The organism is Nostoc sp. (genome assembly GCF_036917615.1).
Classification (GTDB): domain Bacteria; phylum Cyanobacteriota; class Cyanobacteriia; order Cyanobacteriales; family Nostocaceae; genus Nostoc.
Genome location: NZ_JBALCZ010000027.1, coordinates 131,357 through 148,853 on the forward strand (window position 1 = coordinate 131,357; position 17,497 = coordinate 148,853).

The 17,497-nt window shown below is 44.2% G+C and carries 13 protein-coding genes; 4 read left to right on the forward strand and 9 right to left on the reverse strand.

Going from position 1 to position 17,497, the window contains the following annotated elements:
- Positions 1-28 precede the first annotated feature (28 nt).
- The 4 genes from V7K85_RS10135 to rpsT all read right to left on the reverse strand — a co-directional run bounded on the left by V7K85_RS10135 (position 29) and on the right by rpsT (position 7,602).
- Positions 29-1,906, reverse strand: a complete 1,878-nt coding sequence (locus V7K85_RS10135; RefSeq protein ID WP_334813216.1) for a DNA-directed RNA polymerase subunit gamma — start codon at positions 1,904-1,906, stop codon at positions 29-31.
- Between the two features lie 104 nt (positions 1,907-2,010).
- Positions 2,011-5,310 (reverse strand): DNA-directed RNA polymerase subunit beta, encoded by a 3,300-nt coding sequence (rpoB, locus tag V7K85_RS10140; protein ID WP_334692254.1) that lies wholly within the window; start codon positions 5,308-5,310, stop codon positions 2,011-2,013.
- 748 nt (positions 5,311-6,058) lie between these two features.
- Positions 6,059-6,844, reverse strand: coding sequence for a TatD family hydrolase (locus V7K85_RS10145; RefSeq protein WP_334813520.1), 786 nt, complete (start codon positions 6,842-6,844; stop codon positions 6,059-6,061).
- Positions 6,845-7,302: 458 nt separating this feature from the next.
- The gene (gene rpsT, locus V7K85_RS10150) at positions 7,303-7,602 is read right to left on the reverse strand and encodes a 30S ribosomal protein S20 (RefSeq protein WP_334813218.1); all 300 of its coding nucleotides are present in this window, start codon (positions 7,600-7,602) and stop codon (positions 7,303-7,305) included.
- 759 nt (positions 7,603-8,361) lie between these two features.
- Between rpsT and hisD the strand changes: the two genes are divergently transcribed.
- The 3 genes from hisD to V7K85_RS10165 all read left to right on the forward strand — a co-directional run bounded on the left by hisD (position 8,362) and on the right by V7K85_RS10165 (position 11,459).
- Entirely contained in the window at positions 8,362-9,663 is a 1,302-nt protein-coding gene (hisD, locus tag V7K85_RS10155; RefSeq protein ID WP_334813220.1) for a histidinol dehydrogenase, read from the forward strand.
- Positions 9,664-10,882: 1,219 nt separating this feature from the next.
- The gene (locus V7K85_RS10160) at positions 10,883-11,308 is read left to right on the forward strand and encodes a universal stress protein (RefSeq protein ID WP_334813222.1); all 426 of its coding nucleotides are present in this window, start codon (positions 10,883-10,885) and stop codon (positions 11,306-11,308) included.
- A gap of 19 nt (positions 11,309-11,327) precedes the next feature.
- Entirely contained in the window at positions 11,328-11,459 is a 132-nt protein-coding gene (locus tag V7K85_RS10165) for a Uma2 family endonuclease (protein WP_442940568.1), read from the forward strand.
- Positions 11,460-12,418: 959 nt separating this feature from the next.
- On the opposite strand, the gene V7K85_RS10170 is transcribed toward V7K85_RS10165, so the two are convergent.
- The 4 genes from V7K85_RS10170 to V7K85_RS10185 form a co-directional block, all read right to left on the reverse strand.
- Positions 12,419-12,670 (reverse strand): hypothetical protein, encoded by a 252-nt coding sequence (locus V7K85_RS10170; RefSeq protein WP_334813224.1) that lies wholly within the window; start codon positions 12,668-12,670, stop codon positions 12,419-12,421.
- 335 nt (positions 12,671-13,005) lie between these two features.
- Positions 13,006-13,257, reverse strand: coding sequence for a hypothetical protein (locus V7K85_RS10175; protein ID WP_334813226.1), 252 nt, complete (start codon positions 13,255-13,257; stop codon positions 13,006-13,008).
- 334 nt (positions 13,258-13,591) lie between these two features.
- On the reverse strand, positions 13,592-13,840 hold the full coding sequence (locus tag V7K85_RS10180) for a hypothetical protein (protein ID WP_334813227.1): 249 nt from the start codon (positions 13,838-13,840) through the stop codon (positions 13,592-13,594).
- Positions 13,841-15,510: 1,670 nt separating this feature from the next.
- Positions 15,511-15,783, reverse strand: coding sequence for a hypothetical protein (locus tag V7K85_RS10185; RefSeq protein WP_334813228.1), 273 nt, complete (start codon positions 15,781-15,783; stop codon positions 15,511-15,513).
- A gap of 971 nt (positions 15,784-16,754) precedes the next feature.
- Here V7K85_RS10185 and V7K85_RS10190 point away from each other — a divergent pair.
- A complete protein-coding gene (locus V7K85_RS10190) occupies positions 16,755-16,916 on the forward strand; it encodes a hypothetical protein (protein ID WP_334813229.1) in 162 nt (53 codons plus the stop codon).
- Positions 16,917-17,047: 131 nt separating this feature from the next.
- Here the strand turns inward: V7K85_RS10190 and V7K85_RS10195 are convergent, their stop codons facing one another.
- A complete protein-coding gene (locus tag V7K85_RS10195) occupies positions 17,048-17,434 on the reverse strand; it encodes a hypothetical protein (RefSeq protein WP_334813231.1) in 387 nt (128 codons plus the stop codon).
- Between the last annotated feature and the right edge of the window lie 63 nt (positions 17,435-17,497).

A 17,497-nucleotide genomic window follows, 5' to 3' on the forward strand; every position in this document is an offset into this window, starting at 1 on the left:
TTACGAATTACGAATTAGAAATTACGAATTAACTTGCTAATGCTTCCTGAATGGCATTATTGTAAATAACGCGACCAGGAGTTGTGTATATATACTGGGAAAGTACATTGCCTTTAGCGTCTTGTCTGACTCGGCGGAACTTATAGAGTAATGTCCGGGTACCATCCTCGTTTTCCGTCACTTTCACGGGTTCTGTATCCGGTTGGTCTGATTCTATTTCACCGTCAAACCGCACGTAAATATAGGCGTGCAAGTCAATTTGCTCTTGCTGGAAAGCCATAATTACGTCATTCAGCGAAGAAAAGTACTTTCCTGCGCCTTTTGTAGCACCGGGATTTTCTGCTGTTAAGTAATAGGCTCCCAACACCATGTCTTGGCTGGGCGTGATGATGGGTTTCCCCGTGGCTGGTGACAAAATATTGTTAGAAGCCAACATCAACAATCGTGCTTCCGCCTGACTTTCTAACGATAGCGGTACGTGTACCGCCATTTGGTCGCCGTCAAAGTCGGCGTTAAACGCTGGACACACCAGAGGATGCAGTTGAATCGCTCTACCTTCTACTAAAATCGGTTCAAAAGACTGAATACCTAAGCGGTGCAACGTTGGTGCCCGATTTAGCATCACAGGGTGTCCTTCTATCACTTCTTCCAACACATCCCAGACACTGGGATCATTGCGGGATATCAGCTTTTTCGCCGCTTTGATGTTATTCACCATGCCGCTACGAATAAGGCGGTTAATCACAAATGGTTGAAATAGCTCAATTGCCATTTCTCTAGGCAAACCGCACTGGTGAATTTTCAGCTTTGGCCCGACCACAATTACAGAACGTCCAGAGTAGTCAACCCGTTTACCTAACAAGTTTTGTCGGAAACGTCCTTGCTTACCCTCAATAATGTCGGACAAAGATTTTAGGGGTCGGTTATTTGCCCCTACCACAGTGCGTCCCCGACGACCATTGTCAATCAAAGCATCCACTGCTTCTTGCAGCATCCGCTTTTCGTTCCGCACAATAATCTCTGGTGCCAAAATTTCTTGCAAGCGTGCCAAACGATTGTTGCGGTTAATTACCCGCCGATACAAATCATTTAAATCGCTGGTGGCAAACCGTCCGCCATCTAGCTGCACCATTGGGCGCAAGTCGGGGGGAATCACGGGAATAACTGCCATTACCATCCACTCTGGTTTGGAACCAGTAGCGATGAAGTTGTCAATCACCCGCAATCGCTTAATTAGCTTGGCCCGCTTTTGTCCCTTAGCGTTGCCAATTTCTTCGCGTAGGCTTTCCGCTTCTTGTTCTAAATTAATATCGGCAAGCAAGCGCAACAGTGCTTCAGCACCAATACCTACCTCTACGCCTTGCAGCTGAGAATCTTCGCTATAAATTTGGTCTTCTATTTCCAACCACTGGTCTTCACTCAGTAGCTGTTTGTAAGTTAAAGTTTCGGCATTACCTGGACTCAGGACAACATAAGAGTTGAAATAGACAATCTGTTCGACATCCCGCAAGGGCATATCCAACAGGATGGAAATATAGCTAGGAATGCCTTTGAGATACCAGACGTGAGCTACTGGTGCAGCGAGTTTAATATAGCCCATGCGGTGGCGACGCACCCGTGACTCGGTGACTTCTACCCCACAGCGCTCACAGACAATACCTCTGTGACGGACTCTTTTATACTTGCCACAATGGCATTCCCAATCTTTCGCGGGGCCAAAGATGCGCTCACAAAATAAGCCATCCATCTCTGGCTTGAGAGTTCGGTAGTTAATGGTCTCCGGCTTGGTAACTTCACCAACTACCTGACCATTGGGCAATGTTCTTTCGCCCCACTGCCGAATGCGTTCAGGGGAAGCCAAGCCGATTTTTACGTAGTCAAACTGATTAGTTTGGGCAGGTCTCATATTTAGTCATTAGTCATTAGTCATTGGTCATTAGTCATTAGTCATTGGTCATTAGTCATTGTCATGATTCATAGGACAAAGGACTAATGACTGTTGACTATTGACTATTCGTCATCTTCCAGCGATTCGCGCGAAAGAGATTCATAGGTGGGTCGAGGAGGTGTGCGACGGGCTGATTGGTCTGCCATCAAATCGACTTCCACATCTAGGGAACTGCCGTCTGCTTGGGTTTCTACTTTGTGTACGGCAATGTCTAACCCCAATGATTGCAACTCGCGCATTAGCACCTTAAAGGATTCTGGGGTTCCAGGTCGGGGAATTGCCTTACCTTTAACGATCGCATTTAACGCTTCATTCCGTCCTTGCATATCGTCAGATTTGACTGTGAGCAATTCCTGTAAGGTGTAAGCCGCACCAAAGGCTTCCAATGCCCACACTTCCATTTCCCCAAACCGTTGACCACCTTGTTGTGCTTTACCACCCAAGGGTTGCTGAGTCACCAGTGAGTATGGCCCTGTAGACCGGGCGTGGATCTTATCATCCACCAAATGCACCAGCTTCAGCATGTAAGCCACACCGATAGTAATTGGTCGGTCAAAGGGTTCGCCTGTACGACCATCAAATACCATGATTTTGCCTGGGTCATCTGGGTTATATACCCAGTCTTTGCCTGTTTCGTCTCGTGCTTCTTGCAATTTGCCATGCACGATTCGGCGGGATGACTCTTCACCGTACATTTCATCAAAGGGAGTAATCTTAAATCGCACTCCCAAGGTCTGACCAGCCCAACCCAAGAGGCACTCAAATACTTGTCCAACGTTCATCCGACTGGGTACACCCAAGGGGTTAAGTACAATGTCTACTGGTGAACCATCGGGCAAATAAGGCATATCTTCCGCTGGCAATATCCGAGAAATAATCCCTTTATTACCGTGGCGTCCTGCCATTTTGTCACCAACTTGGATTTTCCGCTTTTGGGCGACATATACCCGCACTACCATATTGGCTCCCGGTGGCAGTTCATCGCCTTGTTCACGAGTAAACAACCGCACATCAACTACGCGACCTTTTTCACCATTTGGAACTCGCAGGGAATTGTCCCGGACATCCCGTGCTTTTTCACCGAAAATGGCCCGCAACAGTTTTTCTTCTGGCGGTTGGTCAGATTCACCTTTCGGGGTGACTTTTCCTACCAAGATATCTCCAGCTTCTACCCATGCCCCAATGCGAATGATTCCCTGTTCATCCAACTGACGCAAGGCATCTTCCCCAACGTTGGGAATTTCTCTGGTGATTTCTTCTGGCCCCAGTTTTGTCTGTCTAGCTTCAATTTCATATTTTTCAATGTGAATTGAGGTGTAGACATCATCCTGCACCAGTCTTTCAGAAATTAATATTGCGTCTTCGTAGTTGTAGCCTTCCCAAGGCATATAGGCAACTACGATATTTTGTCCTAGCGCCAATTCACCGCCTTCAGTGGAGGAGCCATCAGCCAGCACCTGACCAGCAACAACACGTTCACCTATGCGGACGAGAGGTTTCTGATTTAAACAGGTGTCTTGGTTGGAACGTTGGTACTTGGAAAGGGTGTACTTAATTTCGGAGGTTGCTGGTTTCGGACGCACACGAATTTCTGTGGCATCCACATAGGTGACATCGCCATCGGTGCGCGATACAACCACCATCCCAGAGTCTCTTGCTCCTTGCGCTTCCAAACCTGTACCCACCAGAGGACGTTCTGGCTTGAGCAGGGGTACTGCTTGCCGTTGCATGTTCGACCCCATCAGCGCTCGGTTAGCGTCATCATGCTCCAAGAAGGGAATCATGCTGGTCGCTACCGACACAATCTGTACGGGAGATACCGCTACGTAGTCCACCTGCTCTGGTGTTGTGGTGGAAAATTCTTGGCGGTAGCGGACTGGCACTTGCGGCCCAATAATGTGTCCAGTTTCATCTACAGGAATATCTCCTGGAGCAACCCGCAGATCATCTTCTTCATCGGCTGTCATGTAGGCTGGAGGCAGATCAAATCTAACTCGCCCGTTTTCCACAGGTCTAAATGGCGTTTCTAAGAAGCCGTACAGGTTCACCCGTGCATGGGTTGCCAAGGAACCAATCAATCCGGCGTTGGGGCCTTCTGGTGTCTCAATCGGGCAAATGCGTCCATAGTGACTAGGATGAATATCCCGCACAGCAAACCCAGCGCGTTCGCGGGTTAAACCACCAGGTCCAAGGGCACTCAGACGGCGTTTGTGGGTCAGTTCTGCCAGAGGATTGGTTTGATCCATGAACTGACTTAACTGGCTGGAACCAAAGAATTCTTTAATTGCTGCTACCAATGGTTTGGGGTTCACCAAGGAAGCGGGGGTTAGGACTTCGGCATCGGATACGGTCATCCGTTCCCGAATGATTCTCTCTAGGCGGTTTAAGCCTACCCGCACTTGGTTTTGCAGCAATTCCCCGACGCTTCTCACCCGACGATTACCTAAATGATCAATGTCATCGATATTACCAATGTCATATTCTAGGTTGATCAAGTAATCCACGGCTGCCAAGATATCCCCAGCAGTCAACACACGCATTGTGTCGGGGACAGAAAGGCGCAATTTCTTGTTGAGTTTGTACCGTCCGACGCGACCAAGGTCATAACGTTTTGGGTCAAAGAAACGAGAGTCTAAGAGCTGTTGTCCACCTAGTACTGTGGGTGGTTCACCAGGACGCAGTTTGCGATATAACTCCATCAGGGCTTCTTCTTCAGAGAATTGCCCTTCTTTTTCGATGGTTTTCTGGAAATATTCTGGATGACGTAAGGCGTCAAAGATTTCGTTATCTGATAACCCTAAAGCTTTTAGGAGTACCTGCGCTGAGAGTTTGCGGGTTTTGTCGATGCGTACCCACACCAAATCGTTACGGTCTGTTTCAAATTTCAGCCATGCTCCCCGGTTGGGAATTAAGCTAGCTGAATAAGTGCGTCGCCCGTTTTTATCGATTTCTGATTTGTAGTATACTCCTGGCGATCGCACTATTTGATTGACAATTACCCGCTCGGCTCCGTTAATAATAAACGTGCCGCGATCAGTCATCAAAGGCAAATCCCCAATAAATACTTCTTGCTCTTTGATTTCCCCTGTTTCTTTGTTAATTAGGCGTGTGGGAACATACATTTGGACGGCATAGGTACTATCCCGCCGTTTGGCTTCTTCGACGCTGTACTTTGGCTCCTTGAGTTTGTAGTTATGACCTAAAAAGTGCAGTTCTAGTTTGCCCGTATAATCTGTGATCGGACTAAAGGAGTTAAGTTCTTCTATCAGCCCTTCTTCTAAAAACCAGCGAAAGCTTGACCGCTGGATTTCAATCAAGTCGGGCAACAGAAAGGCGGGTTCCATATACGTTTCTTTAGTCATGCCTCTTCCTTTGTCAACCTGGTAAAATTTTCCCTTGGACACTGCTGTTTGACGCTTCCCACTGCTAGCCAGTGTCCTTAGCTGTTTGGGAACTCTTTCTGACACACTTGCATTTACAGGTGTGGGCAAACGCAGCGATTAAAGCTCGAATGAGCAATTTGGACAAGGGGGTAATCGCCCCTAATCGGTTACTCAGACGCCAAAAACCCACTATAGTCTTGATTTAAGAAGAATATACATTGAGATATTCCTGAGTTTTATCTACTTTCTTCATTTCCCCTCCAAAAAGCGCGTTAATTTGCTGACGCAGCTCTAGACGGTGTGTTTTAAATTCACCCGACTGTTTATACTCTCAGTGATATTCTAGATATCCTAAGACTGAGGGAATGATCCGAACCTTGTTGGCTTTGAATCAGAATCACTTCATTTTGCGCAATTGTATTCACAAGGCAATTTTGTTTAACGATTTTGAATATGTTCAATACACACCAAGCTGATGTTGTGCAAAAGTCTAGCTCAATTTGGGTTGGCACGGTTCGTCATGTGTGGAGAGCATCCGCTTGTAGAGATGTTGGAGGATGGCCAAGCCGATAACAGCACGGAAAATTAGGCTCAGAAATTTTAGGTTCCTTCCTTTATCATTATGGCGCAAGCAAAATGTTTTTGAGGGAATAATATTAACATATTTTTGTCCCCCTAAAGTTTTATTTTTTTTAGCACAACTGAATAAAAGAGATGAAAGCACACTTTATATTGACAGACCGAATAATTCACAGGCATTCTGGGTCGTTTGATGGGCGATCGCCTCTACCGTTTCCTGACGCAGTTTAGCTACTTGCTCGGCTACATAAAGCACGTAGGCAGGCTCGTTACGCCTCTCGCCGCGTTTAGGAACTGGAGCTAGGAAAGGACAGTCTGTTTCAATCAGTAGGCGATCGCTACTTACCATCGCAGCTGAGGATTGAATCGCTTTGGCGTTTTTGAACGTTACCGTTCCACTAAAGCTGATGTAAAAGCCTAAATCCAGGAACCATTGAGTTTCTTCTGGCGTTCCTCCCCAGCAATGCATGACACCCCGCACTTTTTCTCCCTTGATTTCCCACCATTTTTGCAACACTTTTCGGGTTGCCACGGCAGCATCGCGGCAGTGGATAATCACTGGTAAGTTGAGTTCAGATGCGATCGCCAACTGTGACTCGAACACCATGTACTGTTGCTCGTAGTTATCAGCTTTGTAAAAATCCAGCCCCATTTCCCCAATTGCTACTACATTCGAGTCGGAACTCGCTAAAGTTTTGATTTTCTCGGCTGTCTCACTATTCCATTTATCAGCATCTAAAGGATGTAATCCCACAGCAAAGCTGATTTCGGGAAACTTTTGAGCGATGGATTGAATACTGGAAAACTCCTCAGGGTGAACACAGGAATGTACTAAACGCACTACACCTGCTTCTTGCCACCGCGATCGCACTGTTGCTAAATCTGGCTGGAAACTATCAAAGTTGAGATGAACGTGCGTGTCTATCAGTTGCATTCTTTGTCCTTTGTCATTAGTCATAAATTATTACTCCTGATCACGCACGACTAAGGACAAATAACCCTCCGCGTCAATTATTCTCCAGTGGGAGAAGCTACGCGAACGCATTGCGAGCACCAGCTGCTCAAGAGGTAAACCACGCCCGCCACTTGTTTTAATTCAGCACAGACGACGCCAGTCGCTCATGGAGAGTTCCTGCGGTGGACAGGTTAACAGGCATAAAGGAGCCTGCCGCGTGGGCGAGTTTCCCGACTTGAGCGGACTGGCGTCAAGTGGTGTGGAAACCCTCAAGACTGCATTGGCTTCCCAGACGTTCGCAGACTCGTTAGCGCACTCCAAGGTAAAGAAGATGCCGCGCATAGCGCAGCATCGTTTCACGCCACTTGCTACCACTTTGGTAAAGTTTGTAACACAGTGACTCCCTAAGCCAGAAGAGCGCACTGGCTCACCAATGACTATTCAGCTGCTGCTTGAGTTAAAGGTTTTAGTTTATGAGCCAATCTGGACTTTTTCCTTGCCCCATTGTTGGGGTGAAGGACACCCCGTTTGATCGCTTTATCGATTTTGCCGTAAGCCTCGGATAACCGAGCCTGTACTTCTTGTTTTAATTCTGGGGTAGGATTAGCTGCATAGACAGCTACAGCATTAAAGTATTTCTTCATCAGCGTCTTGACTGCTGATTTGTAAGCTTTATTACGCAGTCGGTTACGTTCTGCGATTTCGGCACGCTTGAGAGCAGACTTTGTATTCGCCACAGTCAATTCCAAAAATACTATTAATATGTACACACACTACTAGACTTACTAATATAGCATCCCAATTGCCAATGTTATAATTTCCTAAAAAAATTCTCTCATTGGGGATTGGGCATTGGGATTGGTTAAGAGTTCTTCTTCCCCTGCTCCCCCTACTTCCTCATCTCCCCAGTCCCCAATCCCTATTCCCCAATTCAGTTTGTCGTCAATTTAGGAAATGCGTTAAAATGAGGTACATCAAATAAAATAGTAACCCTAACTCATCACCTGGTTAAGCAATGTGATTGCCAATGAAATCTGTCCCTAAAACGGATATATTCTCAAAAGCAAGGAACTGTGAACAGCTAAATTTCAGAGGTTTCAAACTATAGAACCGATATAAACTAGTGTCTGTACACATGTTAAATACTTAAAAGTTAGGAAAATAAGTAAAAATTATACTTAGACCCTACCCCCTGTAAATCCGGGGGACTGGATGTACAAACACACTACCTGCACTAGAGCAAGGAGTGAGGGTAAGGGCATAAGGGTAGTGGGAAATGGCAGGCCCGCTTGCTGCCGCTGGTCTGCCGAGGCTTGTCGGACTGAGCAATTAAGTTGCCTTTTCAAGTAAACCATGTGCTGGCAGCCTTGAGAGTATCAAAAAAATCCAGGTTAAGCTAGAGAAGAGAATTAGAGTCAGCTTCCACACCCCAGTTGGTCAAGAGCAATACTAAATCTCAGGTGTGAATATTATAATTTTGGCATTGTCCTTACTCCATGCTGCGAATCATTACTCAGCAGGCAGACGTCAGAGCAGAACTACAACGGATCTGCGATCGCACCCATGATGAACAGGTGCTTCACAAAGAAGCAACGGTGCGGGAAGTTTTGCAAGCAGTGAAGCGCCAAGGCGACAAAGCTGTATTGCATTACACAGCCGAATTTGACAAACAAACCCTGAAAGCAGAAGAACTTCGAGTTACAGGCTCGGAACTAGATGCAGCCTATCAGCAGGTGTCAAAAGAGTTGATGGACGCAATTCGGCTAGCTTGCCGTCAAATTGAAGCTTTTCATCGTCAGCGAGTACCGAAAAGCTGGGTACACTTTGGTGACGATGAAGTAGTGCTGGGCAAACGCTACACCCCCGTAGACCGAGCGGGGTTGTATGTGCCTGGTGGTCGCGCCGCCTATCCCAGTACAGTGCTGATGAATGCAATTCCGGCTCATGTTGCTGCTGTACCCCATGTGGTGATGGTCACACCACCAGGCCCAGGGGGTGCAATTAATCCAGCAGTCTTGGTAGCTGCCCAAGAAGCAGGAGTACAAGAAATTTATCGCATTGGGGGCGCACAAGCGATCGCTGCTTTAGCCTATGGCACAGAAACGATTCCGAAAGTGAATGTGATTACTGGGCCTGGTAACATTTATGTTACCCTAGCGAAAAAACTTGTCTATGGCACCGTCGGGATTGATTCTTTAGCAGGCCCCAGCGAAGTGCTGGTAATTGCCGATGAAACCGCAAATCCGGTGCATGTAGCTGCTGACTTGTTGGCCCAAGCCGAACACGATCCAATGGCGGCAGCAATTTTGCTGACCACAGATGCTGCTTTGGCGAAAAACGTGCAATTAGCCTTAGAAAGACAGCTAGTGGATCACCCACGGCGAATAGACACAGAAAAAGCGATCGCTCATTATGGGTTGATTGTCCTTGTGGAATCCCTCCAAGCAGCAGCAGAATTCTCAAATGAATTTGCCCCCGAACACCTGGAATTAGAAATCAAAGACCCTTGGGCACTCTTACCACAGATTCGCCACGCTGGGGCAATCTTTTTGGGTTACTCAACACCAGAAGCTGTAGGAGACTATTTAGCAGGCCCTAATCATACCTTGCCAACTTCTGGTGCTGCCCGCTATGCTTCGGCATTAGGGGTTGAAACTTTCCTCAAACACTCCAGTATTATTCAATACTCCCAAACCGCACTGCAAAATGTGGCTAGTGCAATTGATGTGCTAGCAACAGCAGAGGGCTTACCTTCCCATGCTGATTCAGTCCGACGCCGAATTCAGCAAGAAGAGTGATTTAGAATGCTTATTTTTTTTCTGTACTGTTGACAAAAGTCACTCTATAGGTTGTGACTAAAAATTTGGATGGCGATGTCTGACGACAAGCCGCTACGCGTCTACGCACGCCATTTGCTATCCTACCTTCAGCCACCCTTTAAGCGTTCACAAGTCGGGTATTGCTGACGGCACAGTTGTTTCAAAAGTCGGGGATTGATTGCCGGATGGCAGTTCCTTGGCAGGGTTTCCCTCTCCAAGGAACTGGTGAAAAGCTTCTCCACACCAGTTGCTACAATCCACTAGCGTGAAAGTCGCGTAAAATTAACCTATGGCGCAGCCTCGAATATACGACTCATATTTGATTTTTGAAATGTAGAGTGTGTTAGACGAAAGTACGGCATTGTCTGAGCGTACCCTAGATAATACTTAGATTTTTTCAAAAATCAAATCGGATTGCTATATACAGCGTATTGCAGGTAAATGAAGTACACGGGTAGGGGTACAACATGTTCATTGGTGTCAACTTAACGTGAAAGCCTAGTACCGCAAGGCGGAAGTCAAAAGTCAAAAGTCACTTGTACTGAGCGTAGCCGTTGGCCCAGCCTCTCGTAGAGAAGTAAAAGTCAAAAGTATTATGGAATGGGCTTTTTAGGGATTTTAAATGGTTGCTCTATTTCCGCCGTGGCGTACTAGTACCGCAAGTCAAAAGTCAAAAGGTTTTAATTTTGGGCTTTCTGGCTGTTTTGAATGGTAGGTTTATTTCCGCCGACCTGTACTAGTCTGATAAGAAGAGTAAAAATTTTTCGATGTATCAGCTAAATTTTGATCCCCCCTAACCCCCCTTAAAAAGGGGGGGGCTAGAATCGAGTGCCCCCTTTTTAAGGGGGTTGGGGGATCTAAAACGAGGGTAAATTGGGTGTTTGAGCTTAAGTTGACACCCATGCAACATGTTGTGCCCCTACGATGATCTGTACCTCACCAAGTTGCAATCTGCTGTATAAACTAACGCGATGTGCGACTTAATATTCTGACCTCTCTCCAAACCTCTCTCCTAAAAGGAGAGAGGCTTTGATTTTTGCTCCCCAACGCTACAAGGGTTGGGGTTGGGGGTTAGGTTTGAGAGAAAGTCGCACATAGCGTAAACTAAGTAGTCAGATGGAAAATTAATTTAGTGTAGCTGCTAACAAATTTTGCTAGATACTTATGTAAGGGGTCTACTCTTTAGGAGACGAGAGCGGTGCTAAAGAATATTTTGGTAGCTCTAGACGGTTCGGAAGTTGCAGAACGAGTAATTCAGACTTTAGATGATTTGGCGTTGTCAAAAGATGCCAAGGTTATTCTCTGTCATGTGTTTCCCACGCCAGAGTCAGAGATGGAACTAGCCGCTGATCGTCCTCAGCCAGAGTCCCCAACGTTTTCTTATTTTCATATTGAAAAACAGCTGCAATCATATCAGGAAAAGTTATCAGTCAGAAGTGAGTTAGAACTGGTAACTGGTGATCCTGCTGATGAGATTATTCGCCTTGCCAATATTTACAAAACTGACTTGATTATAATTGGCAGTCGGGGGTTGATTGGGATGAAGCGAATTGTCCAGGGTTCTGTTAGCAGTCAAGTTGTGGAAGAGGCTAATTGTTCGGTGTTAGTCGTCAAACCAAAATAAAAATTTGCAACGGGAAGCAATGACTATAACTACCCCAAAACTAATCTTTGAGGAATACCTGAAATATGATGATGGCACTGATACCCGCTACGAATTGGTGAATGGAGAACTAATTCCCATGAGTCTAGGAAGTGGACAACATGGGCGTTAGCGGAATTTCTCAATATTTAGTTTAGTTGTATTATCATGCCCGTACACTTTCTAGTCGGGACAATAGCCTTTCTAAAAATTCTCTTCTAGTTGTAATTCGTTTGAATCTCTGTACATTTCGTCCAGGTGCTCCGTTTTGTCCAGGTGCTCCGTTTTGTCCAGGTGCTCCGTTTTGTCCAGGTGCTCCGTTTTGTCCAGGTGCTCCGTTTTGTCCAGGTGCTCCGTTCGTTATAAGTGTAGTATTAATCGTACTCTCACCACCAGACAAGTTTGCTTCTTCGGTTTGAGTTAGTGAGATAAACATTGGGGATGTTTGAGTGCTTTCCATAGTTAACCTAAGTTGCCAATTATCAGTTTTGAACTTTTGACAAGGCTGTTTTTACTTAAGATAACGAGAGCAAGGGCGTACCAAAATAGTTATATTCCATATCTCAATAGAGAAAATATCGGGAATTTTGGTATGTTTATCTTACTTACTCCAAACGAATAGACAGACTTGCTTATTCGTTTGGAGTAAGTAAGGTAAAAAGAGTTTCGCTATCCACAAGTTATTAGATTGTGATCAATATAGTAGATTTTTGAAGTAGCAGCGCTTGTTTCCCTACTGGACTACTCAAAGGTGAAGAGTATGTTTAGGGAAAAGCGCTGCTGAAACTTATCGACAGTTGCTGGTGGGCGACGTAAATGTTAAGTTTCGTTAAGGAAAGTAGATGGGGAACAAAAAACTATGTAAGATTAGTGCGTTAAATAACTAGCTAATGGCTGGTAGGTCAATTAGCAATTGAAGCGCCTGCAAAAGTAACTTAACCTGCGACAACAGGGTAAATTATTTCAAACGCGACGCTTGATTTCTCTAAAGACGCGGTTAATCGTGTCTTCAAAGGCGCGGTTAATCGTCTGTTGACGTTTATTGTTTCCCTTCTACTAAACCTCATAGTTTTGCCTATGGCGATGAATTTTCTATCCTATGCCACTTCCACCAAGTCCACCATTTCCACCAATTCCACCAACTGCACCATTTCCACCAGTCGTACCTCCTCCAGTAGTATTGCCAACAACAGTAGCATCACCATTGTGAGTAACACCACCAAAGGCATCGCCGCCTCTGCCGCCTCTGCCGCCTCTGCCGCCTGCGCCACCATTGGCGTTACCACCACCAGAGAGATTGGCTTCTTCGTTGTTGCTTAATGCAGTAAACAATGTGCTTTCCATGATTTTAGTTCTCGCTTGATTGTTGGGATTAAAGTCACGTCACTCCAAATTACTAAATATCAACCTCAAGAGTATATTTAGTAACTTTAGGAAAAGCTAAGTAGGGAACAATCAACTATGTTACAATTAACGCTACAAAGAAATAGCTAATTGCTGATTACGATTAAGTCGATTAGCAATTGAGTCACGTGTAAAAGTAATTTAATCTGAGGCAACAGGGTAAATTATTTCAAACGCGACGCTTTATTTCTCTAAGGGCGCGGTTAATCCTCTGTTAACGTTTATTGTTTCCCTTCTACTAAACCGTCAGATGTTTGCCTATGGCGATGAATTTTCTATCCTACGCCCAATCCACCAGCTCCACCAGCTCCACCAGCTCCACCAGCTCCACCAGCTCCACCAGTTGTAGTTCCTCCATTAGTATTGCCAACAACAATGCCGCTACCGAAAACAACGCCACCAAAGGCATCGCCGCCTCTGCCGCCTCTGCCGCCTCTGCCGCCTGCGCCGCCATTGGCGTTACCACGACCACCAGAGAGATTGGCTTCTTCGTTGTTGCTTAATGCAGTAAACAATGTGCTTTGCATGATTTTAGTTCTCGCTTGATTGTTGGGATTAAAGTCACGTCACTCCAAATTACTAAATATCAACCTAAGAGTATATTTAGTAACTTTAGGAAAAGCTAAGTAGGGAACAATCAACTATGTTACAATTAACGCTACAAAGAAATAGCTAATTGCTGGTTACGATTAAGTCGATTAGCAATTGAGTCACGTGTAAAAGTAATTTAATCTGAGGCAACAGGGTAAATTATTTCAAACGCGACGCTTTATTTCTCTAAGGGCGCGGTTAATCCTCTGTTAACGTTTATTGTTTCCCTTCTACTAAACCGTCAGATGTTTGCCTATGGCGATGAATTTTCTATCCTATGCCCTGTCCACCAGCTGCACCAACTCCACCACGTCCACCAGCTGCACCAACTCCACCAGCTGTAGTTCCACCATCAGTATCGCCAGCAATAGTGCCACCACCGAAAACAACGCCACCAACGGCATCGCCGCCTCTGCCGCCTCTGCCGCCTCTGCCGCCTGCACCGCCATTGGCGTTACCACCACCAGAGAGATTGGCTTCTTCGTTGCTGCTTAATGCAGTAAACAATGTGCTTTCCATGATTTTAGTTGTCGCTTGATTGTTGGGATTAAAGTTACGTCACTCCAAGATAATAGATATAAACGTAAAAGAGTATATTTACTAACTTTTTTGTGTCGCTGAATGTATTATACGGCTGTTACTAAATAGGTCAAGCAACTAATTGTTTAAGAAAAAACATACTACATGGGTAGTATTTATACAAATTTCATTAAAAATCAGCTCTGATTTATCAGAAAATCGCAGGTGTCAATATATATATTTTGATAGATTGATATGTTGATAAATATATGAGTTTCTAAAAGCTGAATTTTGTTTTAAAAAAATCTATAGATTAATCTACTTAGCTATTAATACTTATAAGTCATGAAAATTACTCGGATTAAAGATATAGTCAAGTAAACCAAATAACATTTTTTATACGAGTTGTACTTAAAGAAAGTTATAAAAATTAAAACTGGGATTCTGGATTTTTGAATAAGTATTTTTATGTCTGAGAATTGTTTTTCAAAATTATTTTATACAACACTAAACGGGTGAGATATAATTTATTCTGATATGTAAGCGTTTAAGTTCGCTTAAACATTTATTAATTGGAAAAAGCTTTATAATACAAATTTTTTGCAAATAAATTAAGAAAGGATAAGATTTTAGATAAAAATTATAAATATTTAGTGTTCGTACTAAAATACCTAATTGTTATTTAGACTTAGCTATATATAAGCTTGATATTAACATATTATATACAGGCAAGGCACTTATCAGTAAAAAAAGCCAAATACTCGGAAATCTAGCTGTTTTCAAGGGCGTGAAGTACAGCAATTCGTAGGGGCGTACAGCTAGCTGTGCGCCCCTACCTTGTACTCATTCAAACCAGAAGCGGTATATCCGGCAGAATCAGTTACAACGATCGCAAATCGATGTACAACTAAAAGCCCTAGAAACTCAAGTCACTCCTGAGTCCAATGCAATACCACAGGCGATCGCATCCGCAAAAGCAGACTTAAGTCGCAGTCAAAGAGACTAGCGAGACAGGAGAATTAGAACTCAGACAGAAGTGCAAGAAGCAGAAGCCGCTGCTGAATTAGCTAGGGAGGAAATGAACTGATATCAGCAGTTAGGAAATACGGGGGCGATCGCTATTCTTCAAATTCAGGAAAAAGAACAAGCTTTCAAAGCTGCTGTTGCTAGACTAGAACGCGCTAAAGCGGGACTCAATCCCAGCGATGCTAATGTGGCGATCGTCCAAGAACGCATTGCCCAATAATTTTTCTCTAGTCCGCGCAGGCGGAATAACCTGCGATAAGGCTTTGCCTACGCTTGTTTAACCTGAGTTCGACGACTCATGTAATAACCACCTAATTAGCATAAATATTGAAACCTCTAAGAGGTTTTACTACACAAAACCGTCCCTCTCTGATTCAAAGCTACGGTGTACACACAAGTCGAAAAAGCTCGATTTTCCATTGTTCTCTCGTTCCCATGCTCTGCACGGGAATAGCTGATTAGAGGCTCTGCCTCCAGTTAAATATTGAGTCAGAATTGAGTCACAGATTCAATGAATGCATTCCCATGCAGAGCATGGGAACGAGGAAAAACTTTATTTCTTTAAAGGTGCGGTTAATCGTCTCTTGACGTTTATTGTTTACCTTCTACTAAACCTGATAAGCTTGCCTATGGCAATGATTTTTCTATGCCATAGCAACAGTATTGCCGTTAACTCCACCTCCACCACCTCCACCATTTCCACCACCTCCACCATTTCCACCAGTTGTAGTTCCTCCATTAATAGAGCTATTATTAATACTGCCGGCGATTACGATAACAATGCTAATAGCGTTGCCGCCTCTGCCGCCTCTGCCGCCTCCGCCGCCTCTGCCGCCATTGCCACTGATAACGCGAATACCACCAGACAAGTTAGCTTCTTCGTTGGTGCTTAATGCAGTAAACAATGTGCTTTGCATAATTTTAGTTCTCGCTTGATTCTTGGGATTAAAGTCACGTCACATTTAAAGTAACAAATAGACTTTTTGTCTATTTGTTACTTTTTTTGTGTCAATAAAAGTATTATTAGGGTTCTTGCTAAAAAAATCAAGAAAGTTGTTATTTCAGAAAACTATAAATATTTGCTCTCGTCTCAAATAGGATAATTGTTATATTAAACCTAGCTATATATAACCTTGATATTTACATCTTTAAAACATATATTATAGGACCATTAAAGTATTACTATGGTTCTTGCTAACAAGAATCAAGCAAGTTGTTGTTCAAAAAATTATAAATATTTCCTTTCGTCTCAAATGGAATAATTACTATATTAAACCTAGCTGTATATAACCCTGATATTACATATTTAAGACATATATTATAAAACTATGAAAGTATTACTATGGTTCTTTCTAACAATAATCAAGCAAGTTGTTGTTTCAGAAAAATATAAATATTCTTTCAAAATTCAACTTGGATTCCTATAGGCAAGGCACTTATTAGTAATAAAAGCAAAAGCCATCGCTTTCGCCCTCCAGGGCGAAAACACCAAATTATGGGACTTTTGCAAAAAAGCTCATTTAAAAAGAAGACGGCAATATCCGGCAGAATCAGTTACAACGATCGCAAATCGATGTACAACTAAAAGCCCTAGAAACTCAAGTCACTCCTGAGTCCAATGCAATACGACAGGCGATCGCATCCGCAAAAGCAGACTTAAGTCGCAACCAAAGAGACTAGCGAGACAGGGGAATTACAACTTAGACAGAAGTGCAAGCAGCAGAAGCGGTTGCTGAATTAGCTAGGGAGGAAATGAACTGATATCAGCAGCTGGAAAATCCGGGGGCGATCGCTATTCTCCAAATTAAGGAAAAAGAACAAGCTTTCAAAGCTGCTGTTGCTAGACTAGTAACGCGCTAAAGCGGGACTGAATCTTAGCGATGCTAATGTGGCGATCGTCCTATATGGAGCAGTTACGACTAGTGAATACTGGCGTTTTGGAGTTTACCATCGGGCGAATCGTCAGGTGACTCAAGACCAGAAACGCTATCAAGTTCCAGAAGATTTATCGGTGTTGGTAAAAATTATTGTAGGTATTATTTCTGGTTGATAAACTGCTCTACAATTGCACTTGAGAAGAAAATAGCGATCGCACTCTTCCCGAAAGTAGAAACAAGACTGGGGACTAGGGATTGGGGAAGAGTTTTTCAATGCCCCATGCCCAATCCCTGTTCAGTCGAATCAACGTCCTTGAGTTGCCAAAAACTGACGCAAGCTCAACAAACTTAAAGTTTGACCCAAACTCAAGGGCAAAATTGAAATTCCTTCTAAACGGGATTGTACCCAACCTTCTCCCCAGTACCATTCGTGAAACCCGTCAATGCCTCCGCTGAGTACTAAGCGGAGACAGTTGGATTTTACAACGTCTACTTGATGATGAATCGAGACTGGCCCAGTCCAGGTAGTAAACTGGAATCCTGGAAGCAGTTCTTCTGGCATTCCTGGCGCAAAGCGTTGCCCTAAGAGCCATTTTTCTAGTTGTACAGGATGCAGCAGACTGTCATGAATTGCATCTGTTGAGGCTTCGATTTCGATCCGTAGTTGGCTTTGTTGAAAATTACCCAGCATTTTTCTCTGATTACCTAAAGGTGAGACATCGCTATTTCTAATATTGCAAATACAATCACTGAT

Coding starts and splice junctions, on each gene's coding strand:
- V7K85_RS10135 (WP_334813216.1), bottom strand. CDS start 1,906: ATGAGACCTGCCCAAACTAATCAGTTTGACTACGTAAAAATCGGCTTG.
- rpoB (WP_334692254.1), bottom strand. CDS start 5,310: ATGACTAAAGAAACGTATATGGAACCCGCCTTTCTGTTGCCCGACTTG.
- V7K85_RS10145 (WP_334813520.1), bottom strand. CDS start 6,844: ATGCAACTGATAGACACGCACGTTCATCTCAACTTTGATAGTTTCCAG.
- hisD (WP_334813220.1), top strand. CDS start 8,362: ATGCTGCGAATCATTACTCAGCAGGCAGACGTCAGAGCAGAACTACAA.
- V7K85_RS10165 (WP_442940568.1), top strand. CDS start 11,328: ATGACTATAACTACCCCAAAACTAATCTTTGAGGAATACCTGAAATAT.
- V7K85_RS10170 (WP_334813224.1), bottom strand. CDS start 12,670: ATGGAAAGCACATTGTTTACTGCATTAAGCAACAACGAAGAAGCCAAT.
- V7K85_RS10175 (WP_334813226.1), bottom strand. CDS start 13,257: ATGCAAAGCACATTGTTTACTGCATTAAGCAACAACGAAGAAGCCAAT.
- V7K85_RS10180 (WP_334813227.1), bottom strand. CDS start 13,840: ATGGAAAGCACATTGTTTACTGCATTAAGCAGCAACGAAGAAGCCAAT.
- V7K85_RS10185 (WP_334813228.1), bottom strand. CDS start 15,783: ATGCAAAGCACATTGTTTACTGCATTAAGCACCAACGAAGAAGCTAAC.
- V7K85_RS10195 (WP_334813231.1), bottom strand. CDS start 17,434: ATGCTGGGTAATTTTCAACAAAGCCAACTACGGATCGAAATCGAAGCC.